The following is a 21,070-nucleotide window of genomic DNA, read 5'->3' on the forward strand; positions in this document are numbered from 1 at the left end:
CCTGGTTCCAGATCTCACGCCGAAATCAGCGCTGTGGCGGCAGCGGCTAGGCTGCCTGCGCCGCCGGTGATGCGATCTTTCAATGCGGCCGTCTCGCCAAGCAGGTTCTCGGCGAAGAACCTGCAAAGAGCGATTCGGTTTTGATCGCCGTCGGCAAGGGCCGCGCGCGCCAGATAGGCGCCGCCCGCCACCAGCGCGAACAGCCTGAGATAGGGCGTTGCCCCGGCCAGCGCCTCGTCCGTTCGGCCGTCGCTCAGCTTGATTTGCAGATCGCGCGTGGCGTCTTGCAGATCGTCGAGTGCCTGATCGATATTGAGAGCGGTGCGGCCGTAGTCCTTGCTGTTCATCGCAGCGACCGCAATTGCGATGCCGTCCAGTTCCTTGATGTAGCCGAACACGTGCTCGCCGCCGCCGAGCGGTAGCTTGCGGGTGACCAGGTCGATGGCCTGGATGCCGTTGGTGCCCTCGTAGATCGGGGCGATGCGGGCGTCGCGCAAAAGGGCCGCGGCGCCCGTCTCTTCGATGAAACCCATGCCGCCATGGACCTGCACGCCGAGCGAGGCCACCTCGACGCCGACATCGGTGGCAAAGGCTTTCGCCACCGGGGTCAGAAGATTGGCTCGATCGTGCCAGTGCGCCTTGTCGGTGCCTTCCGAAACCCTGGCCATGTCGATGGCGTGGGCGCAGGAATAGGCGATGGCGCGCGCGGTCTGGGTCAGCGTCTTCATGGTCAAAAGATTTCGCTGGACGTCGGGGTGGTGGACGATGGGTGCCATGCCCTCGCCCTTGTAGGACGACGCCTTGCCCTGGCGACGGTCGTTGGCATAAGCGAGCGCTTTCTGGAAGGCGGTCTCGGCAATGGCCACGCCCTGGATGCCGACCAGCAAGCGGGCATTGTTCATCATGGTGAACATGCAGGCCAGGCCCTTGTTCTCCTCGCCGATCAGCCAGCCGACAGCGCCCGCCTCGCGGGCCTTGGCGAAACCGTCGCCATAGATCATCGTGCAGGTCGGCGAGGCATGGATGCCGAGCTTTTCCTCGAGGCCCGAGCAGAACACGTCATTGCGCGCACCAGGCGTGCCATCTTCGTTGAGCAGGAACTTCGGCACCAGAAACAGCGAGATGCCGCGCGTGCCGGCGGGTGCATCGGGCAGCCGCGCCAGCACAAGGTGAACGATGTTGTCGGTGAAATCGTGCTCGCCATAGGTGATGAAGATCTTCTGGCCGAAGATGCGATAGGTGCCGTCGCCGGCGCGTTCGGCGCGCGTGCGCAATGCGGCGAGGTCCGAACCGGCCTGCGGCTCGGTCAGGTTCATGGTGCCCATCCACTCGCCGGAGACGAGCTTGGCGAGATAGGCTGCCTTCAGTTCTTCCGACGCGTGCCTTTCGAGTGCCTCGACAGCCCCCATGGACAGGGTCGGGCCAATGCCGAAGGCCATCGAGGCCGAGTTCCACATTTCAAGGGCGGCAACCCCCATCATGGTAGGCAGGCCCTGCCCGCCATGCTCCTCGGGACCGTTCAGACTGTTCCAGCCGCCTTCGGTCCAGTTCTTGTAGACGTCTTTCCAGCCGGGCGGCATGGTCACTTCAGCGTCCTTGAGCTTGGCGCCGACCCTGTCACCGACCTCGTAGAGCGGGGCCACTTCCTCGCTGGCGAAGCGGCCGGCCTCGCCCAGTATGGCGTCGATCAGGTCCTCGCCGAGATCGCCGAAGGTACCCGCGTCGAGCGCGGCCTTCAGCCCCGCGACATGCTTCAACGCAAAGGCAATCTCTTCCACCGGGGCGCGGTACATGAAGCTTCCTCCTGCTGGCCTGATAACTGCTGTCGCGGCCTTTCACGCACACTAGCCGCGTTCCTTCAACAAGGGGAAGTGACTTTTTACGTAAACGTCAAATTTTAACCCGCGCTTTGCGCCAAAGTCCAACCGCACGCGCGCCACACCCTTGTTAATGACTTTGCCGAGGCCCGCAGGGCGCTGTCGCTTTCAACCTAGAGGCGGTGGAGCTTCATCAGCATTTCCTTAACCATGGCGGTTCACCATCGGCTTGTCACCGAGGATCGCCGTTTGAGGGGATTGGCGTCTAAGCTTCAACGTCTTGCGCTCGCAGCGCTCACCGCCGCGTGGACATTCCACCTTCCAGCCGCCTCCCATGCCTCCGACTTCTCCGAACCGTGGAAGAAGGTCGACCGCGCGCTGGTCATCGACGCCTACGAATACAATTCCATCGACTGGCAGAAGCTGTCGGGCGACAAACGCATCGTCGGCTTCATCAACAAGGCCTCGGACGGCCTGGCGCCGCCCTATTCCTGCTCCGGCGAGGAAACCGCCTACAAGCTTTGCAAGGCGCTGTGGAAGCGCCATGCGGTGGCCCGCGAACTGTTCCACACGCGCAAGGTCGTCGCCAAGGCGCTTGGCCTCAAATGGGGCGCCTACCACCTCGCCCGCCCTGGTAATCCGATCGAACAGGCCGACAACTTCCTCGACTTCGCCGAGCCGGGTCCCGACGACCTGATGGCCATCGACATCGAGGAAAACGATCCGGCCAAATGGATGTCGCTGGAGGACGCCGAACTGTTTGTGCGCCGCATCTTCCAGCGCACCGGCCGCTACCCGATCCTCTACACCAACGGCACGACATCTCGCTACATCGCCGACAATCGCTACCGCTACCGGCTCTTGTCGCGCCTGCCGCTGTGGTATGCCCGCTACAAGCCCGAGATCGGCATCCATTTTCCGAAAGGCAACTGGCAAGGCTATTCGCTGTGGCAATTCTCGGCGCAAGCCAATTGCGGCATCCGCCGCTGCCCCTACCGCGTCGCCGGCACACCCAACGACATCGACGTCAATGTCGCTCCAATGGACGCCGACGGTTTGCGTAAAATCTGGCCGTTCGGCCAGCTGATAGAAACGACGGACGACTTCATGCTCAACGTGCCGCTGCCGATCGCGCGCGACCAAGGCCTCAAGGGCGAAAGCCGCATCGCCTATGCCTCGGTCGCCTATCCGGTGCGCCTCGATCTTCTTGCCGAGGCGTTTCGAGCGAGCTGGAACAATGCCGTCGTCGCCACGCTGCCGACAGTCAAGGCGCCCGCCAGCCGCTACGCCAATGGCATGGCCGAGTATATCGCCTCAAGGCTTGACCAACGGGCGCGCGAAATTCGCAAGGTCGAACTCGACACCGTTTCGACTGCTTCCACCGAACTCGACAGCGCTGGACGTTAGGCCTGCTGTTCGCGCTCGACCGCGCGCCAGCCGATATCGCGGCGGCAAAACCCTTCCGGCCAATCGAGCAGATCCACCGCCGCATAGGCCTTTTTCTGCGCTTCACCAACGCTGAGGCCTGTCGCCGTGACGTTCAGCACACGCCCGCCACTGGCCACGATCTTGCCTTCATGCATCGCTGTACCGGCATGGAACACCTGGGCCCCCGAGGCCTCGGCCTTGTCGAGACCTGAGATGACAGAGCCTTTTTCCGGCGTTCCTGGATAGCCCTTGGCCGCCATCACAACAGTCAGCGCCGCCTCGTTTCGCCAGCGCGCCGATACATGCGTGAGCTGGCCATCGGCGGCTGCATTGAGCAGCACGAGAAGATCTTCCTTCAGCCGCATCATCAGCACCTGGCATTCTGGGTCGCCGAAGCGGGTGTTGTATTCGATCAGCTTCGGGCCCTTGTCGGTCAGCATCAGGCCGGCGAACAAAACGCCGGCGAAGGGGGCGCCCATTTCGGCCATGCCGCGCATCGTCGGCTCCACGATCTCGCGCATCGTCTGCTCGATCAGCTCGGGCGTCATGACCGGAGCCGGCGAATAGGCGCCCATGCCGCCCGTATTGGGCCCGACATCGCCGTCGCCGACGCGTTTGTGATCCTGCGCGGTGCCGAAAGGCAGCGCGGTCTTGCCATCGCAGAGGCAAAAGAAACTTGCCTCCTCGCCAGTCATGAATTCTTCGATCACAACGGAAGCCCCTGCACCGCCGAACGCGCCCTCGAAGCAGCCGTCCACGGCGCCCAATGCTTCATCGAGCGTCATGGCCACGGTCACGCCCTTGCCGGCGGCCAGGCCATCGGCCTTGATAACGATCGGCGCACCCATCTTCTCGACATAGGCGCGGGCATCGGCGGCGTTGTCGAAACGGCCATAGGCGGCGGTCGGAATGCCGTAGCGGGTGCAGAGATCCTTGGTGAAACCCTTGGAGCCCTCGAGCTGGGCCGCCGCCTTCGAGGGGCCAAACACACGGATGCCTTGGGCGCGCAGGTCATCGCCGATGCCGGCGACCAGCGGGCCCTCGGGACCGACGACGACGAGATCGATGGCCTTGTCCTTGCAGAACGCGGCCACCGCCGCATGGTTGGCGAGATCGAGCGCCACCAATTCAGCTTCTTGCGCGATGCCCGGGTTGCCAGGCGCGGCATAAAGCTTGGTCAGCATCGGCGACGCCGCAAGCTTCCAAGCCAGCGCGTGTTCGCGGCCGCCGGAGCCGATGAGCAGAACATTCATGCGAGTGACCTCTTGCCGCTGCTGGACGTGATGCACCCGCTAGTGGTCGTGGCGGCTAAGGTCAAGGAGAGAACGAGTTACCGATTGCCTGTAGTGGGAAAACGGCGACAAGCTACCTGTCATAATGATAGCGGCATGCGGCAATCTCGAGCGCCTGCGTTTCGCCCTTTCCAGTCACTCTGTAGATGAACCTGTGCTCGCGCGTGATGCGTCGCGACCAGAAGCCTGAGAAGTTGCCCGAGAGTGGTTCAGGCTTGCCGATCCCGACGAATGGCGACCGCATCGTATCCTTGGCAAGCTCATTTATCCGGTCGCAGACAACTTTGTCGTTCTGCTGCCAAAACAGGTAGTCGGACCACGAAGCTTGCGAAAAGACGATCCGCATTACTCAATGAGATCTCGCTCAACCACCTCGCCAGCATCGAGCTCAGCAATCGAGCGCTGGAGATGTTCAGCATTGGCACGAGAACTCAGTAGGTGCAGCGTCTCGCGAAGACCTTCGAGTTCGGAAAGTGCCATCACTACCACCGGCTCATGATTCTGCCTTGTCACCACCAGCTCGGTGCGATCTGCCTCGATCTTGTCGAAATGCTTGGCCATGTTGGCGCGCAGTTCAGTCAGCGTCACATAGGTCATGTTCGACCTCCTCATTCCACTTCTGTACATATATACGTACAGATAACTGGCATCAAGTCAGAGCAGCTTGACGCCCGCCCGCCTCGCTGGCACTCCCGTCATATGGAACAGATCCAATCAAAAGCCGGCCAGGGCCGAGTTGCCGACGCGCCATCCCGCCATTGGGTTTACCGCGCCTTGCCGCGCAGCCTCTGGCCTTACGCACAGCTGGCGCGCTGGGACCGGCCGATCGGCTGGGTGCTGTTGCTCTGGCCGTGCTGGTGGTCGGCGGCGATGGCGGCAAGCGCTTTTGCGCGGCCAGGCGACAGCCTGATCTCGCTATTGCCCTCGCCCTGGTTCCTGATGCTGTTCCTGATCGGTGCCATCGCCATGCGCGGCGCCGGCTGCACCTACAACGACCTCGTCGACGAGGGTATCGACGCCCAGGTCGAGCGCACGCGTTCGCGCCCCCTTCCTTCCGGCCAGGTCAGCCGCCGTCAGGCCTGGATGTTCCTCGTGCTTCAGGCGCTGGTCGGCCTCGTCGTGCTGTTGCAGTTCAACAGCTTCGCCATCCTGCTCGGCATCTCGTCGCTCGCCATCGTTGCGATTTACCCGTTCATGAAGCGTATCACCAACTGGCCGCAATTCGTGCTCGGCCTTGCCTTTTCATGGGGCGCGCTGATGGGTTGGGCGGCCGAGTTCGGCGACATCGACGGCCCGGCAGTGCTGCTCTATATCGGTTCGATCATGTGGGTGATCGGCTACGACACGATCTACGCCCACCAGGACAAGGAAGACGACGCGCTGGTCGGCGTGAAGTCGACCGCACGCTTCTTCGGCGAAAACACCAAGTCATGGCTGGTTGGGCTTTATGCCGGCGCGCTGATGCTGTTTGCTACTGCCTTTGCGATTGCACAGGTGCCGATGCCGGCGCTCGCTGGCCTCGTTGCCGCCGGCATACATATGGCAAGGCAGATCATCACCCTCGATATCGACGATCCAGACCAGTGCCTCAGGCTGTTCAGGTCGAATGGCCAGGTCGGCTGGATCATCTTCATCGGCCTGGTCTGCGGCGGCGCCTGGGTGGCGCTGAAGCCGCTGATCTAGATTTGCGTCATGCCCGGGCGATGATCTCTTCGCCGTCGATGACGAGCCGCACTCCCAGTTCGCCCGACTTGCGGCGGGCCAGGAAACGTGGCCGGCGCATGCGCGACACCCGGCCCTTGCGGCGCTCCTGCGGCGGCATCGTCTTGATCGCCGCACCCAGCGACTCTTCCAGCGTGCGGGCGACGCCGTCGGCCTCGATCAGCAGCATCGGCAGGCTGTAGTAGTCGGCCCAGGCGCGCCAGTCGGCGGCGACGTCCTCGAGATCGTCGGCGACCAGCAGCGGCACCGACAGCATCGGATCGTTGTGCAGCAGTTCCAGCGTCACCGTGACGTTCAGGTTTTCGTCTTCCATGGCACGCGCCGCGACACCGCGGAAGGCCCGCGCCGGCAGTGCGATGGCAGCGGGAAGCCCGCTTAGCGCCAGAACGCGGCGGATCACCGCGCCGCGATGGTCGATCGTGAAGGTGACGTCGCCAAGGTCGTCACGCGTGGTGTAGCTGACCTTTTGCGGCAAGCGGAACGGGTCGAGGCGCATGTTGCGTCCCGCCCAGACTGGCTTCAGTCCGGTGTTCATATTGTGCCTTCCTGTTATCTCCTGAGAGCCGGCTTCCGGTCTCTCCGGACCAGTTTTCCCGGTCTCGTTGGGAAGGACACTAGCGGGGGGTCCTTACCGCCCCGCTTAAGAAATTGGGTTAAATTTTGCTGATCTCTCCGATGGTTATCGGAATACCACCAGAGTCGTTCAAATCGTCTTGCCGGGGTTCATGATGCCGGCAGGATCGAATGCCGACTTGATCCGCCGCATCAGATCCATGGCGATGGGCGGTGCGGTGGCGATCAGTTCGTCGCGCTTGAGCTGGCCGATGCCATGCTCGGCCGAGATCGAACCGTTCATGGCGCGCACGACGTCATGTACCGCCTTGTTCATCTGGCGATACAGCGCGAGAAACGCTGCGCCGTCCATGCCAACCGGCTGGGAGATGTTGTAGTGCAGGTTGCCGTCGCCCATGTGGCCGAAGCAAACCACACGCGCCTCAGGGCTGACACGTGCAACGGCAAGCGCCCCCTGCTCGATGAAGGCGGGGATGCTGGCGATCGGCACGGAAATGTCGTGCTTGATCGATGCGCCTTCCGCCTTCTGCGTTTCAGGCAGCATCTCGCGCAAGCGCCAGAATTCGTTGGCGTGGGCAACGCTCGCGGCAATCGCCGCATCGCCGACCTGCTCGGCCTCGAATCCTGCCGAGAGAATGTCCTCGATCAGCGTGCGCGCGTCCTCGGCCGAGCGGCCCGATGAGATTTCCATCAGCACCTGCCAGGGCCAGTCGCCTTCCAGCGGCGGCCGCGCGTCGGGAATGTGGCGCATGGCGAACTCCATCGGCAGGTGCCCGATCAGCTCGAACGCGGTCAGGGCGCTGCCGGCGAGGTCCTGGGCACGGTCGAACAGCGCCAGGGCTGCCTCCGGCGACGACAGGCCGACCCAGGCCACCTCGCGGCCCTTTGGCTTGGGATAGAGCTTCAGCACCGCAGCCGTGATCACGCCGAGCGTGCCTTCGGCGCCGACGAACAGGTTCTTCAGGTCGTAGCCGGTGTTGTCCTTCTTGAGCTTGCGCAGGTCGTCGAGCACTTCGCCGGTGGGCAAGACGACTTCGACGCCGAGGCACAATTCGCGCGCATTGCCATAGGCGACAACGCCCGTGCCGCCGGCATTGGACGACAGGTTGCCGCCGATCTGGCACGACCCCTGCGAAGCAAGCGACAGCGGGTAGAGACGATCGACATCGTCAGCAGCCTTGTGCAGCACATCAAGCACGACGCCAGCCTCGGCGATCACCGTATTCGACACCGGATCGATCTCGCGGATGCGGTTGAGACGCGACAGCGACAGCACGACCTGGCCACCCGAACGGTCGGGCACCTGGCCTCCGACGAGGCCGGTATTGCCGCCTTGCGGCACGATCGGCGTACGGGTTTCGGTGGCGAGCTTCATGATCGCGCTCACCTCCTCGACGTTTGCCGGGCGCAGAACCAGAGTGGTCGCGCCCGTGAACAGGCCGCGCGGTTCGTGCACGTAAGGTTCGATATCGACTTCCGCGCGAACGGCGTAGCGTTCGCCGACGATGGCGGCAAAGCGCTCGGCAAGCGCGGGATCGAGGCCTGGGAGATTCTGGGTCATGTGATGAAGCTAAGTTCAGATGTGGGGATTGTCACGCGGCGCGGCAGCACGCGCCAGCCTGTCGTTGATCGCCTCGCCAAGTTCTCCCGAGGGCACCGGCTCAACGGCGATCAGTTCAGCGCCACTGCGGTCGAGCGCTTGCAGATGCGCAAAAAGGTTTGTCGCCGCTTCGCGCAGATCGCCTGTTTCGGACAGGTTGAGGAAAGCGCGCGCCTGCTGCCAGCCTTCGGCGCGATGGGGACCAAAGCCAAGCAAGGCCTCTCCTGCCCCGACGCTGTCGGCATTGAGGCGCATCAGGGCACCCGGCGCGTAATGCGAGGCAAGCATGCCCGGCGCCTCGATGCCTGCGGTCACCCCGCGCAACAGGGGCATGCCGGCGACAGACTCAATTTCGCTCGCAGGCACGCCGCCCGGGCGCAGCAGCCGCACATTGCCGTCCTCTACCTTGACGATGGTCGACTCGAGCCCGACCGACGTCGGACCGCCGTCGACGACAAGGGGGATACGTTTACCGAGATCGCTCGCCACCGCCTCGCCGCTGGTCGCGCTGATCTTGCCCGAGCTGTTGGCGCTGGGAGCTGCCAGCGGCCGACCGAGCCTGGCGATCAACGTGCCGCCAAAGCCCTTCGGCATGCGCAGCGCAATCGTATCGAGACCTGCCGTCACCAGCGGATGGATACCCGCGCCTGGGCGCAACGGCACGACAAGCGTCAAAGGCCCCGGCCAGAATTTTTCGGCGAGCTTGCGCGACAGCGGGTCGAACACGCCGATGCGCTCGGCCATGGCCATGTCGGCGACATGGGCGATCAGGGGGTTGAAACGCGGCCTGCCCTTGGCTTCGAAGATGCGCGCGACCGCTTCGCCATGGGTGGCGTCGCCGGCCAGGCCATAGACGGTCTCTGTCGGTATAGCGACGACCTCGCCCGCGCCCAGCAGCGCAAGTGCTGCGTCCATCGCCTTGTCCGCTGCGATCAGCTTCGCCACGTCATAGCTTCCAGTTGCATGCCCGGTCCCTAGCCCGCATCAGGCAACGCGACAAGGCACGGCACCCAAGATTTCAGCCATTGGCTAAAATGCACGGCATCTTTGCAAGCCGGCCGCAACCGCCGCTCTGATAGGTTGTTCGCGAAAACTGCTTCAACTGCGGGGGCCAAATGCGTCTGTTTGCTGCGTTTCTTGCGGCCGGTATCTCCATGTCCGGTGCCGCTCATGCATCTTCCATCATCGTCGTCGAAGGCGATGCGACCAGCCCGTCATCGATTCTGGTCGGCGCTCCGAAATCGGCGAGCTCGATCATCGCGATCGGCGTTCCATCGATTGACGCCGGCAAGGTCGCGGCAGTCGACTCGTCCTCCAAAAGCAAGGCCACCAAGCTGGGCGGCGAACTGATGGTCATCCGAGGCGGCGAGGTTGGCAGCGCTTCGCCCGAGCCGGCAGCGGCAGCACCCGCGCAGCAAGCCGCGACTGGCGACCAGGCACCTATGCCGACCCAGAGCGCGGCCCCCGTTGACGAAACGGCATCGGCCGAGCTCCAGTAGTCCGGTCGCTTCGCCCGGCTCAACCCGCGATCTTGGAGAAGTCGGCGACCTGATCGGTTGCCGTGCGGATGCGGGCGAGCAGCGCCAAGCGATTGGCGCGCACCGCAACATCCTCGTCATTGACGAGAACCTTCTCGAAGAATGAATCGACCGGTTCGCGCAACACGCTCAGCGCGCGCATGGCGGCGGAAAAATCTTCATTGCGAATGGCTTGGCCGGCTTCGCTGACAGCCTGATCCACCAGTGCAAACAGCGCGCTTTCCGCCTCCTCGCGGAAAAGAGCCGGATCGACGGCCTTCGCAACCGCTGTCCCCTTCTTCTCCTCGGCGGCCAGAATGTTGGCGGCGCGCTTGGTGCCGGCGAGCAGGTTCTTGCCGTCTTCGGTGTCGAGGAACTTGCCGAGCGCCTCGACGCGACGGGTGATGGTCAAGAGGTCGTCGGCGTCAGGGGTGATCACCGCGTCGATCAGATCGTGGCGGGCGCCGAGCTCGCGCAGATAGACCTTCAGGCGATCGTGGAAGAACGCGATCAGGTCAGCCTTGAGTGGTGCTGCACGATCAATCGTTTCCTTGCGCAACTCTGCCTCATAGGCGGCGAGCGCGTTATCGACATCCTGCTCGCCATCGACGTCGCCGCTGTCGATGGCGGCCTGCTCGGCTTCGAATGCGGCAAGCCGGCGCTGGACGGAGGCCTCCTCAAGTTGGCGCAATGCTGCATCAAACAGTTGCTGCAGCGGCAGGCGGCCGCGCGCCGCCAGGATGATCCTGACGATGCCGAGCGCGGCACGGCGCAGCGCGTACGGATCCTTCGAACCTGTAGGCTTCTCGTCGATTGTCCAGAAGCCGACCAGCGTGTCGAGCTTGTCGGCGAGTGCCACCGACACCGAAACCGGGTCGGCCGGCACGCGATCCGAGGGGCCTTGCGGCTTGTAGTGTTCTTCGATTGCGGCCGCGACCGAAGGGCTCTCGCCCTGCAGCAACGCATATTTGCGGCCCATCGCGCCCTGCAATTCGGGAAACTCGCCGACGACCTCGGTCTGGAGATCGGCCTTGGCGAGTACTGCTGCGCGGTCAGACAGCTTCGGCTCGGCGCCGACCAGCTTTGCGATCTCGCGCGCCAAGCCACGGATGCGCTGGACGCGCTGCCCTTGTGTTCCCAGCTTGGCATGGAAGGTCACGCCGAGATGGTCGAGGCGTGCCATGCGCTGATCGAGCGGCTTCTTGAGGTCGAGCCCGAAGGCCTCGGCCGACTGCTTCAGCGTGTCGAGGTCCGGCAGGTCGCCCTGGTCGGTGTTCCAGAAATAGAGCGCGTCCGACAGGCGGGCGCGAACGACCTTGCCGTTGCCGTGGGCGATCTCCTTGCCGCCGTCCTTGGCCTCGATGTTCGAGGTCAGGATGAAGTGGTTGGAAAGCGTATCCTCGCTGCCTTGCGGGCGCGTGACGAAGCACTTCTGGTTGGCGCGGATGGTCAGCCGGATGACTTCGGCGGGGATCTGCAGATAGGTGTCCTCGAAGGTGCCCATCAAAACGACAGGCCATTCGACGAGGCCCGAAACCTCCTCCAGCAGCCCCTCGTCCTCTACCAGCTCGAGCCCGCTGGCGAAGGCCAGATTGCGCGCGTCGGCTACGATCATTTCCTTGCGGCGCTCGGCATCGATGACGACCTTCGCCGACTCGAGCTTGGCGGCATAGTCGTCGAAACGGCGCACCTTGATGGCTTCGGGCGCGTGGAAACGATGGCCATAAGTGATGTTGCCGGAACGGATGCCGTCGACCTCGAAATCGACCACCACCGGCTCCTCGGTCTCGGGACCGAAGGTGCACACGATCGACTGCAGCGGACGCACCCAGCGCAGGCTGCCCGGCTTGGCAGAGGCCGGTCCCCAGCGCATCGACTTGGGCCAGGGGAAGCTCTTGATGATCGCCGGCATCAGCTCGGCGATGATCTCCTCGGCCGAACGGCCGGGCTTGGAGATGTGGGCGACGTAGAAATCGCCCTTCTTGGGGTCACTATGGACATGCGCTTCGGCAATCGAAGCAAGGCCGGCACCACGCAGGAAGCCCTGGATCGCGGCCTCGGGCGCCTTTGTGCTCGGGCCCTTGCGCTCTTCGCGAATGTCCTTGGAGCGTGGCGTGAGGCCACGGATATCGAGCGTCAGCCGGCGCGGCGTCCAATATTCGCGCGCCGCCTCGTAGGTGAGGCCGGCTTCGACAAGACCATCGGTCAGCATCTTCTTGAGATCGCCCGCCGCCTTGCGCTGCATGCGCGCGGGGATTTCTTCGGAACGAAGTTCGAGCAGCAAATCCGGCATCAGAGTTTCTCCATCCGCATGCCATCTTCTTTCATGCTCGTCTTCGCACTGTCGGCACCCCCCGCTTCCGTCAGAAGGAATGCCTCGCCGCACATCTTGGCGAGGTTGCGCACGCGCAGGATGTAGCTCTGGCGCTCGGTGACCGAGATCACGCCACGCGCGTCGAGCAGGTTGAGCAAATGGCTCGCCTTGATGCATTGGTCATAGGCCGGGAACACCATCTTGTGGTTGGCCTGGTTGCCGCCTTCGGCAGGAGCCCCGGCATCGAGCAGCGCCTTGCATTCGGCTTCGGCGTCCGCGAAATGCCTGAACAGCATGGCGGTGTCGGCGTGCTCGAAATTGTGCCGGGAATATTCCTGCTCAGCCTGCAGGAAGACCTCGCCATAGGTGACCTTATCGTTGCCTTCGAGGCCGTTGAAGTTGAGGTCGTAGACATTGTCCACGCCCTGCACATACATCGCCAGGCGCTCGAGGCCATAGGTCAGCTCGCCGGCGACAGGTGCGCATTCGATGCCGCAGACCTGCTGGAAATAGGTGAACTGCGACACTTCCATGCCGTCGCACCAGCACTCCCAGCCAAGACCGGCCGAGCCGGTGGTCGGGTTCTCCCAATCGTCCTCGACAAAACGGATGTCGTGCACCAGCGGATCGACGCCGATCGCGGCCAGCGAGCCGAGATACAGCTCCTGCAGATTCGCCGGGTTCGGCTTCAGGATCACCTGATACTGGTAATAATGCTGCAGCCGGTTCGGGTTTTCGCCATAGCGCCCGTCCTTGGGACGGCGCGAGGGCTGCACGTAAGCGGCATTCCAGCGCCGGGGTCCGAGAGCGCGCAGCGTCGTGGCCGGATGTAGCGTACCCGCGCCCACTTCCATGTCATAGGGCTGGAGAATGATGCAGCCTTGCGCAGCCCAGAAATTGTGCAGCGTCAGGATAAGCCCCTGAAACGAACGGCTGGGGTGCATGTGGGCGGGCATTTGGTCGATCACGGGCGAAGCTCGATCATTGGCGCGCGCCCCGCACAACTGCGGGGCCGCAAGACGGTTCGTCCTAGCGCATCGGCCCGAAAATCGGAAGCGATTTTCGGAAAGCACGATGCGCAGATTCAAAGACTTAGAGCGTCCTTTGTGCGTCCATTCGGACGCACGGCACTCCAGTCCGGCCATCGGCAAGGGTCAAGCAGTCGCCGCGCGCTGCGGCTCACTTGCCCGGCAGCTGAAGTTCCTGTCCCGGTGCGAGCCGGGCGGGGTCGCCGCGCAGCTGCGGGTTGAGGTCGAGGATCTCGCGATAGCGGTCGCCATCGCCGAGCACTTCGTTGGCAATCGACCACAAGGACTGGCCGCGCTGCACCTTGTAGGCAGCGGGGATGACCTGCACTGCGGGTTCAATCGCCTGCGCGGGTGTCTCGACCTCGCTCTTTTTCTGGCTGTCCGTTGCGGGTGCCGCCGGCTTTACCTCGGTGAGAGGCGGCTTGGCAGGAGCTTCAAGCGCCGTGGGCTTTTCGGGCAGCGGCGCCATGCCGCTGGCGAGCTTCTTTTCGACCTCGGCCAAGACGTTCGGCTCAGGCTTCATGTCGCGGGCATGACGCCACTGGAAGGTGGCCTCAAGCTTCCGCCCGGCACGCCAGTAGGCATCACCAAGGTGGTCGTTCAGAACCGGATCGTCAGGCTTGAGCGAAACGGCGCGCTCCAGCTCTCGCACGGCGTCTTCATAGCGGCCGAGGCGGTAATAGGCCCAGCCGAGCGAATCGATGATGTAGCCGTCGCTCGGCCTGAGGTCCGCAGCCTGCTTGATCATCCCGAGGCCTTCCTCGAGATTGGTGTTCATGTCGACCCAGGAATAGCCGAGATAGTTGAGCACCTGCGGCTGATTGGGAAACAGCTTGAGCGCCTCGCGGAAGTTCGGCTCGGCCTTTGGCCATTCCTTCAGACGCTCATAGGCGATGCCGCGCTGATAGAAAATGTTCCAGTTGGCGTTGGTCGGCGTCTTCAGCACGGCAACCGCCTTGTCGTAGACATCGGCTGCGGCGCGATAGTTTTCCACGGAGGCATAGACCCCGCCAAGCGCCAGATAGCCGCGCATGTCGTCGGGATTGGCGTCGAGCAGCGCCTTGAGATGGCTGACGGCCTCGTCGTGACGCTTGAGATCAGCCAGGTTGAGACCGAGCTGCAACTCAGACAGCCGCTTCAGCGGCGACGACGCAGGCACGCGACGATAAAGGGCGATCGCGGCCTCGCTATCCCGCTGCTGCTCGGCAATGGCTGCGAGCTGCACCAGGAGTTCGTCGCTCTCGGGCTTCAGTGCCAGCGCATATTGCAGGTAGAGCCTGACGAAAGGCTCGCCGCCGCCACGATTGAGCGCGGTCGACAGGTTGAGCAGGATTTCGGCGGCACCATCATTTGGACCGGCCACCAGCGGGGGAATTTTCTCGCCCTTGGTGATCTTCTCACGCAATGCCGCAATCGGCAGCTTGCCGGGCGCGAATTCCTCGGCGCGATCAAGGATCGCCAGCGCTTCGGTCTTCTTGCCGCTGCGTGCCAGGAAGCCGGCATAAGCCTCGGCCGCACGCATCCAGGTCTCGGGTGCCGCGCTGCCGGCGCCAACATTGTCGATCGTGGCGCGGTAGATCTCGTTGGCCTTTTCGTTCTTGCCGGCCGTCTCGGCGATCAAGGCCTGGTGATAGGTCTTGAACAGCTCGTACCATTCGGGGCCGTCGAGCTTGTCGAGGAATTGCAGCCCATCGCCGCCGCGGCCTTCGCCCTGCTTGGCCCAGGCCGTCATGGTGCCGGTGATCAGCCGATCGAGATCGGATTCAAGCGCCAGCTTGAGCCATTTCTCGGCGGCATCGTAGTCTTTCTTGCGAAACGTATCGACTGCTAGCGCCAGCCGCGAAAAGCGCTCCACATCGGGAACCGTCTTCAGCATCTCGGCGTAGGGCAGCGACTCGTCGAACCGTCCCTGCGCGATCAGCGCCAGCATCACACTCTGCTGAAGGGCGGTATCCGCCGGATCAAAAGCGAGCGCGCGCTTGTAATAGGCAATCGCACTGTCGAGGTCGTCATCGGCTTCGGCGGTACGTGCCGCCAGGTAAGCCCCTGAAAACGAACTGATCTCGACTGGCTGGGAGACCTCCTTGGCATATCCAGGCTGGGTCAGGGCGGTAAAGCCCGCAAGAGCCGCCAGGCCCAAAAGCCAGATTGCGCGTCGCTGCCGCATGAAGGTCCTTCCTAGTCAGGTCGTATGGTCATCATGACACCCGCAAGGCGGGATCCGTGGCCGCAACTTCGTTTTCGTTGCCAAGCATGGCCTTTTTGCGGTCACGCTTCAATCCGCCACCACTTTACAATCCGACAACCGGCTTAAGGTTTCCAGAACATGTGCGCCCGCGCGGCGCTATTTCCGACTTCAGACGACGCGGCTGATGCAGAAATCGATGACGTCGAGCAACGCTGCCTTCTGCGGCGTCGATTCAAGCGGGGCGAGCGCGTCGCGGGCGATCTCGCCAAAATGGCTGGCACGGCCGATGGTATCGGCGATCGCACCATGGCGGACCATGAGGCCGACAGCCTTTTCGAGTGCGGCATCGTCGGAAACGCCATCCTCGATGGCGCTCTTCCAGAACGCACGCTCGCCGGCAGTCCCCCGGCGATAGCTCAGGATGACCGGCAGCGTAACCTTGCCCTCTCGGAAATCGTCGCCGACATTCTTGCCGAGGTCCTTGCTCGACCCGCCGTAGTCCAGCGCATCGTCGATGAGCTGGAAGGCAAGGCCAAGGTTCATGCCGTAGGAGCGAAGGGCCGCCTTGTCATTTTTCGAGGCGCCGGCAATCACCGGCCCGACTTCGGCCGCAGCCGAAAACAGTGCCGCGGTCTTGGCCTTGATCACCGCGAAATGCTCGTCTTCGGTGGTTTCGAGGTTCTTGGCCGCGGCCAGCTGCATCACCTCGCCCTCGGCGATGATCGACGCGGCGGAAGAAAGGATATCGAGCGCTTCGAGCGAACCGACCTCGACCATCATGCGGAACGCCTGGCCAAGCAGGAAATCGCCGACAAGCACGCTTGCCTGATTGCCCCAGATGGTGCGCGCGGTCTTCTTGCCCCGGCGCAGATCGCTTTCGTCGACGACATCGTCATGCAGCAGCGTCGCGGTATGCATGAACTCGACCGAGGTGGCGAGCTTGACGTGATTTTCGCCGGAATAGCCGAACATCTGGGCTGCCGCGAGCGTCAGCATCGGACGCAAGCGCTTTCCACCCGATGAGATGAGGTGGTTGGCCACCTCCGGGATCATCTCGACATCGGAGCCGGCCTTGGACAGGATCAGTTCGTTGACCCTGGTCATGTCGGACGAGGTCAGGTCGATCAGATCCTTGATCGACGCGGTGTCCCGCTTTCCCTTCTCGATGTTGAGAACGACACCCAAGGCCAACACTCCCAATTACACAAACGCGTGGTCGCGCGCGCATCTCTTAGGCGATTCTAGGGCGGCATGCACCGTACCCGCAAGTGGCGAATTGGCGCGGTGCAACACACAACGTTTACTTCGCCGCACCAAACTGCGAATTTCGCGCCATGATCGAACTCATCCGCACCAACGACGCCGTCATCATTTCCTTCGTGGAATCGCTGCTGCGCGACTCCGGCATCGGCTGTTTCATCGCCGATCAGAACATGAGCGTGCTCGACGGATCGATCGGCATCCTGCCGCGCCGCGTCATGATCGACGCCGACGACGCTGACGAAGCGCGCCAACTGCTCACAGATGCCGGCATCGAGCACGAAATCCGCCTGAAGTGACAATCCCGCCTCCACCAGCCGAAGATACGGAGCTGCCGCCGCACACGGTGGACGCCTTCCATCGCGGCGATTTCTGGCTGGTCCAGCCCAGGAACGACGGGCATCGCGCCGGCATGGACGCGCTGATGCTGGCGGCCACGGTACCGACTGCCTTTTCCGGTCGGCTTGCCGATTTCGGCGCTGGTGCCGGTGCAGCCGGACTTGCCGTTGCCTCGCGCTGCAAGGCGGCAGGGGTGCTTCTGGTCGAGCTCACCCCCGAAATGGCGCGCTTCGCCAACGCAACTCTTGCCCATCCAGGCAACGCGCATCTCACCCGGCGCGCCTCCGTTCTGGTCGCCGACGTTGGCTTGTCCGGCAAGGCGCGAGCCGAAGCCGGACTTGCCGACGCCTCGCTCGACTTCGTCATCATGAATCCGCCCTTCAATCCTCCCCACCACCGACCGACGCCCGACGCGCTCAAGCGCCAGGCGCATGTCATGGAGGACGGGCTGTTCGAAAGCTGGATCCGCAGCGCCGCCGCCATGGTCAAGCCGCGAGGCGGCTTCGCCATCATCGCAAGGCCGGAGCAATTGGTGCCGATCCTGACTGCGATGGACGGGCGCTTCGGCAAGGCGGAGATCGTTCCCGTGCATCCGCGCGAGGACGCGGCGGCCATTCGCATCATCATACGCGCGGTGCGGGCCTCGCGAGCGCCGCTGGTGCTGTGCCCGCCCTTGGTGCTGCATGAGCAAAACGACAGCTTCTCGCAACGTGCCCAAGACATAAGCAGTGGCCGCTCGGCGCTTTTCGGCGATTGAGCAACGCTTGAGCATTGCGGATGTCACAAGAATACATACATCCCGCATGACACAGACCGGAGAGACTAAGTGAAGAACCCGTTCCGCCGCCTGCTGCCGAAATCCATGCGTGGCGGCGAGGTCATCGTTCCCGTCATCAGGCTGCAAGGCGCCATCATGTCGGGCGGCGGCCAGTTCCGGCCCACTCTTTCGCTGGCAACGACTGCGGGACTGATCGAAAAGGCCTTTTCGATCACCAGCGCGCCGGCCGTCGCCATCTCCATCAATTCGCCCGGCGGTTCGCCGGTGCAGGCGCGGCTGATCTACAAGCGCATCCGCGACCTCGCCGCAGAGAAGAACAAGAAAGTTCTGGTCTTCGTCGAGGATGTGGCTGCCTCCGGCGGCTACATGATCGCAATCGCCGGCGACGAGATCATAGTCGACCCCTCCTCCATCGTCGGTTCGATCGGCGTGGTGTCGTCATCCTTCGGCTTCACCGAACTCATCAAGAAGATCGGCGTCGAGCGGCGCGTCTATACCGCCGGCGAAAACAAGGCGACGCTCGACCCGTTCAAGCCGGAAAAGAAAGAAGACGTCGAGCGGCTCAAGAAGCTGCAGCTCGAGGTCCACCAGACCTTCATCGACATGGTCAAGGATCGCCGTGGGGCGAAACTCAAGGATGACCCCGATTTGTTCACCGGCCTGTTCTGGTCGGGCAAGAAGGGGCTCGAACTCGGCTTGGTCGATGCGCTTGGCGACATGCGCACCGTGCTCAGGGACCGCTATGGCGCCAAGGTGGAACTCAAGCTGATCACTGCACCACGTGGCCTTTTCGGCCGCAGGCTGGGGCTCGGCTCGTCGTTCACGGGCTTCACGCCCGAAGTCGCCGGCGCTGTGGCCTCCGGCCTCGTGGATGCGGCGGAAGAGCGCGCGTTGTGGAGCCGGTTCGGCCTTTGAAAAAGCACGGATAGCGGATTATCATCCGGGGAAACCCCGACTGGCCGGGAACGCCGGCCCCCGACGGGAGGAGAATGACGATGCCTCAGCTCATCTTTTTCGTGCTTGTCGGCGTGGTGGCATATATCGGCTATCGCTCCTTCATCAAGGAAGCCGATAGGGTGACCGCCAAGGTGCGCCGCAACGAAAAGCAGCGCCAGACCGGCGCCAACGGCACGCTGGTCAAGGACCCCGAGACCGGCGAATACCGGCTTGAGAAAGACTGACGACAAGCCTGTGACATTGAACAGCGTTCCGCACGCCGAACTTGCCCCTGCCAAGATCAACCTCGCGCTGCATGTCACCGGCCGGCGTGCGGACGGCTACCATCTGCTCGACTCGCTGGTTGTGTTTGCCGAACTCGGCGACCGCATCACGGTCACCCCTTCGAATGAAAACCGGTTCCACGTCGATGGCCCATTCGCAGGCGACGTGCCGCTGGACAGCGGCAATCTTGTCTTGCGCGCCCGCGACGCGCTGCGCGCAGCTTACCCGCGTCATGCAGCCCAACCTGTTTCGATCTCGCTCGAAAAGAACCTGCCGGTGGCCTCGGGCATAGGCGGCGGGTCGAGCGACGCGGCTGCCACGTTGCGCGCACTGAAACGCATTTGGCGCGTTCCCATCGACACGACAGCGCTCGCCGACCTTGCTTTGCCGCTCGGCGCCGACCTGCCGATGTGCCTGGCGGGGCGCCCACTGTTGGCGCGTGGCATCGGCGAGCGGCTCGAAGCTGTCGAGCATTTCCCCGCGCTGCATCTCGTTCTGGTCAATCCAAGCCTCGCGGTCGAAACCCCTTCCGTCTTCCGCGCGCTGGCTTCACGCGACAACCCGGCCCTTGTGCCGCTCGACACCGCCGATACGGTGCTCGACTGGCTGGCTGCGACGCGCAATGACCTCGAGCCGCCAGCGACGGCCATAGAGCCGTCGATCGCCGAGGTGCTTGCAGCCCTTCGCCGCTCCGGCGCTGCCTTCGCCCGCATGTCGGGTTCCGGCGCCACCTGCTTCGGCATTTTCGACAGCGCTGCGGCTGCCTCGCGCGCCGCCGTGGCCATCTCGGGCGAACATCCCGGTTGGTTCAGCGCCGCGACAGTGACCCGGACCTAGGAGCCCAAGACAATGGCAAGCGAGCCTCGCCCCTTCGTGCCCGTCCGCATAGCGGTGCTCACTGTCTCCGATAGCCGCACGCTGGCCGACGACAAGTCTGGCCAGACACTCGCCGACCGCATCACCGAGGCCGGCCATGTGCTCATGGCGCGTGACATCGTCACCGACGACAAGGAAAAACTCCGGGACCGCGTCACCGCGTGGTCGCTCGATCCCGAAATCGACGTGATCATCACCACTGGCGGCACCGGCTTCACCGGCCGCGACGTCACACCCGAGGCTCTGGAACCGATCTTCGAAAAGCGCATGGACGGCTTTTCAGCGGTCTTCCACCGTATCTCCTACGATAAGATCGGGACGTCGACGATCCAGTCGCGCGCCACCGGCGGGGTGCTCAACGCCACCTTCGTGTTCGTACTGCCGGGTTCGCCCGGTGCGTGCCGCGACGCCTGGGACGGCATCCTCAAGGCCCAGCTCGACTACCGCCACATGCCGTGCAATTTCGTGGAGATCATGCCGCGCCTCGACGAACATCTCAGGCGCGGCGGAAACAAGACCGCCTGAGCCGGATCAGCGCTGCGCCACGACGATTTCACCATCGAGCGTCTTTACCGCAAGCCCGCGCGCGATGCCCTCGGCATCGGCTCCGTTGCGGCCAAGTACAGCTGCCTGCTTCCTCGTAATGACCAGTCCCTGCTCCAATGCGCGCGGCCGCGAGGTCATGCGCTCCCAGAACGGACGGTTGCTTGACCTTGACCGCGTAAAGCGCGCGGCCATCGTCAGCCGGCTCATGTGGCGCACCACGCTCTCCGTCCAGCCCTCGGAGAGGCGGGCTCCCGGTTCGATCATAAGCAGCCAATCGCTCTTGGCCTGCGCGATGCCCGCCTGGATGCCGCCGGTAGCGACATATGCGCAGCCGGCATGCTCGGCAACGTAGTGGGTCTGGTCAGTCGAACCGCGATCGCACACGATCACCTCGCGCACCACACCTTCGACGGCGCCGCCCACCAGCGAGGCCAGCGTGCGCGCCAGCCCCTCCTCGTCGTCCCTGGTTTCGATCAGAACGCTCAGCATCACAGCCGCATATCCGAAAGCCGCCCAAAGCGCCAGCACTGCGGCTCTGCGTACAAAGTTCTTGCTTTGTTCCGCTTTCCAA

The 21,070-nt window shown here is 63.6% G+C and carries 21 protein-coding genes; 9 read left to right on the forward strand and 12 right to left on the reverse strand.

The features are described 5' to 3' along the window. Positions 1-14 precede the first annotated feature (14 nt). Entirely contained in the window at positions 15-1,793 is a 1,779-nt protein-coding gene (locus C8K44_RS15795; protein WP_109576757.1) for an acyl-CoA dehydrogenase, read from the reverse strand. A gap of 234 nt (positions 1,794-2,027) precedes the next feature. Here C8K44_RS15795 and C8K44_RS15800 point away from each other — a divergent pair, with 234 nt between their 5' ends. Further along, positions 2,028-3,224 (forward strand): GH25 family lysozyme, encoded by a 1,197-nt coding sequence (locus C8K44_RS15800; protein ID WP_109576758.1) that lies wholly within the window; start codon positions 2,028-2,030, stop codon positions 3,222-3,224. Here C8K44_RS15800 and purD read toward each other — a convergent pair. The 3 genes from purD to C8K44_RS15815 form a co-directional block, all read right to left on the reverse strand. Next, positions 3,221-4,498, reverse strand: coding sequence for a phosphoribosylamine--glycine ligase (gene purD, locus C8K44_RS15805; protein WP_109576759.1), 1,278 nt, complete (start codon positions 4,496-4,498; stop codon positions 3,221-3,223). The two genes, C8K44_RS15800 and purD, sit on opposite strands and share 4 nt — an antisense overlap. 112 nt (positions 4,499-4,610) lie before the next feature. Next, entirely contained in the window at positions 4,611-4,883 is a 273-nt protein-coding gene (locus tag C8K44_RS15810) for a Txe/YoeB family addiction module toxin (protein ID WP_109576760.1), read from the reverse strand. Then, on the reverse strand, positions 4,883-5,134 hold the full coding sequence (locus C8K44_RS15815; RefSeq protein ID WP_109576761.1) for a type II toxin-antitoxin system Phd/YefM family antitoxin: 252 nt from the start codon (positions 5,132-5,134) through the stop codon (positions 4,883-4,885). The genes C8K44_RS15810 and C8K44_RS15815 overlap by 1 nt, the downstream gene beginning before the upstream one ends. Before the next feature lie 102 nt (positions 5,135-5,236). Here C8K44_RS15815 and ubiA point away from each other — a divergent pair, with 102 nt between their 5' ends. Beyond that, positions 5,237-6,220: a 4-hydroxybenzoate octaprenyltransferase gene (gene ubiA / locus C8K44_RS15820; protein ID WP_109576762.1), complete on the forward strand. Its 984-nt coding sequence runs from the start codon at positions 5,237-5,239 to the stop codon at positions 6,218-6,220. A gap of 7 nt (positions 6,221-6,227) precedes the next feature. On the opposite strand, the gene C8K44_RS15825 is transcribed toward ubiA, so the two are convergent. From C8K44_RS15825 to C8K44_RS15835, 3 genes are all read right to left on the reverse strand, one after another. After that, the gene (locus tag C8K44_RS15825) at positions 6,228-6,794 is read right to left on the reverse strand and encodes a DUF6101 family protein (RefSeq protein WP_109576763.1); all 567 of its coding nucleotides are present in this window, start codon (positions 6,792-6,794) and stop codon (positions 6,228-6,230) included. Positions 6,795-6,962: 168 nt separating this feature from the next. Next, positions 6,963-8,393 carry an FAD-binding oxidoreductase gene (locus tag C8K44_RS15830; RefSeq protein ID WP_109576764.1) on the reverse strand — a complete coding sequence of 477 codons (1,431 nt, stop codon included), beginning with the start codon at positions 8,391-8,393 and terminating at the stop codon, positions 6,963-6,965. Between the two features lie 15 nt (positions 8,394-8,408). After that, positions 8,409-9,377: an L-threonylcarbamoyladenylate synthase gene (locus C8K44_RS15835; RefSeq protein WP_245417502.1), complete on the reverse strand. Its 969-nt coding sequence runs from the start codon at positions 9,375-9,377 to the stop codon at positions 8,409-8,411. 170 nt (positions 9,378-9,547) lie between these two features. Here C8K44_RS15835 and C8K44_RS15840 point away from each other — a divergent pair, with 170 nt between their 5' ends. After that, positions 9,548-9,931 (forward strand): hypothetical protein, encoded by a 384-nt coding sequence (locus C8K44_RS15840; protein ID WP_109576765.1) that lies wholly within the window; start codon positions 9,548-9,550, stop codon positions 9,929-9,931. A 19-nt stretch (positions 9,932-9,950) separates the two neighbouring features. Here the strand turns inward: C8K44_RS15840 and glyS are convergent, their stop codons facing one another. From glyS to C8K44_RS15860, 4 genes are all read right to left on the reverse strand, one after another. Then, the gene (glyS, locus tag C8K44_RS15845; RefSeq protein WP_109576766.1) at positions 9,951-12,242 is read right to left on the reverse strand and encodes a glycine--tRNA ligase subunit beta; all 2,292 of its coding nucleotides are present in this window, start codon (positions 12,240-12,242) and stop codon (positions 9,951-9,953) included. Further along, on the reverse strand, positions 12,242-13,231 hold the full coding sequence (locus C8K44_RS15850) for a glycine--tRNA ligase subunit alpha (protein WP_109576767.1): 990 nt from the start codon (positions 13,229-13,231) through the stop codon (positions 12,242-12,244). The genes glyS and C8K44_RS15850 overlap by 1 nt, the downstream gene beginning before the upstream one ends. Before the next feature lie 211 nt (positions 13,232-13,442). Continuing rightward, positions 13,443-15,458 (reverse strand): tetratricopeptide repeat protein, encoded by a 2,016-nt coding sequence (locus C8K44_RS15855; RefSeq protein WP_109576768.1) that lies wholly within the window; start codon positions 15,456-15,458, stop codon positions 13,443-13,445. 189 nt (positions 15,459-15,647) lie between these two features. After that, a complete protein-coding gene (locus C8K44_RS15860) occupies positions 15,648-16,664 on the reverse strand; it encodes a polyprenyl synthetase family protein (protein ID WP_109576833.1) in 1,017 nt (338 codons plus the stop codon). A 149-nt stretch (positions 16,665-16,813) separates the two neighbouring features. Here C8K44_RS15860 and C8K44_RS15865 point away from each other — a divergent pair, with 149 nt between their 5' ends. From C8K44_RS15865 to moaB, 6 genes are all read left to right on the forward strand, one after another. After that, positions 16,814-17,038 carry a DUF2007 domain-containing protein gene (locus tag C8K44_RS15865; RefSeq protein ID WP_109576769.1) on the forward strand — a complete coding sequence of 75 codons (225 nt, stop codon included), beginning with the start codon at positions 16,814-16,816 and terminating at the stop codon, positions 17,036-17,038. A gap of 2 nt (positions 17,039-17,040) precedes the next feature. Further along, the gene (locus C8K44_RS15870; RefSeq protein WP_245417509.1) at positions 17,041-17,835 is read left to right on the forward strand and encodes a methyltransferase; all 795 of its coding nucleotides are present in this window, start codon (positions 17,041-17,043) and stop codon (positions 17,833-17,835) included. Positions 17,836-17,940: 105 nt separating this feature from the next. After that, the gene (locus tag C8K44_RS15875) at positions 17,941-18,771 is read left to right on the forward strand and encodes a S49 family peptidase (protein ID WP_109576770.1); all 831 of its coding nucleotides are present in this window, start codon (positions 17,941-17,943) and stop codon (positions 18,769-18,771) included. Positions 18,772-18,851: 80 nt separating this feature from the next. Further along, a complete protein-coding gene (locus C8K44_RS15880; protein WP_109576771.1) occupies positions 18,852-19,037 on the forward strand; it encodes a hypothetical protein in 186 nt (61 codons plus the stop codon). Continuing rightward, positions 19,024-19,914, forward strand: a complete 891-nt coding sequence (locus tag C8K44_RS15885; protein ID WP_245417503.1) for a 4-(cytidine 5'-diphospho)-2-C-methyl-D-erythritol kinase — start codon at positions 19,024-19,026, stop codon at positions 19,912-19,914. The genes C8K44_RS15880 and C8K44_RS15885 overlap by 14 nt, the downstream gene beginning before the upstream one ends. Before the next feature lie 12 nt (positions 19,915-19,926). Beyond that, a complete protein-coding gene (gene moaB, locus C8K44_RS15890) occupies positions 19,927-20,478 on the forward strand; it encodes a molybdenum cofactor biosynthesis protein B (RefSeq protein ID WP_109576773.1) in 552 nt (183 codons plus the stop codon). Between the two features lie 6 nt (positions 20,479-20,484). On the opposite strand, the gene C8K44_RS15895 is transcribed toward moaB, so the two are convergent. Further along, complete coding sequence (locus C8K44_RS15895; RefSeq protein WP_109576835.1) at positions 20,485-20,988, reverse strand: glycosyltransferase; 504 nt, start codon at positions 20,986-20,988, stop codon at positions 20,485-20,487. Positions 20,989-21,070 lie beyond the last annotated feature (82 nt).

The sequence above is a fragment of the Aminobacter sp. AP02 genome (assembly GCF_003148805.1).
Taxonomy (GTDB): domain Bacteria; phylum Pseudomonadota; class Alphaproteobacteria; order Rhizobiales; family Rhizobiaceae; genus Aminobacter.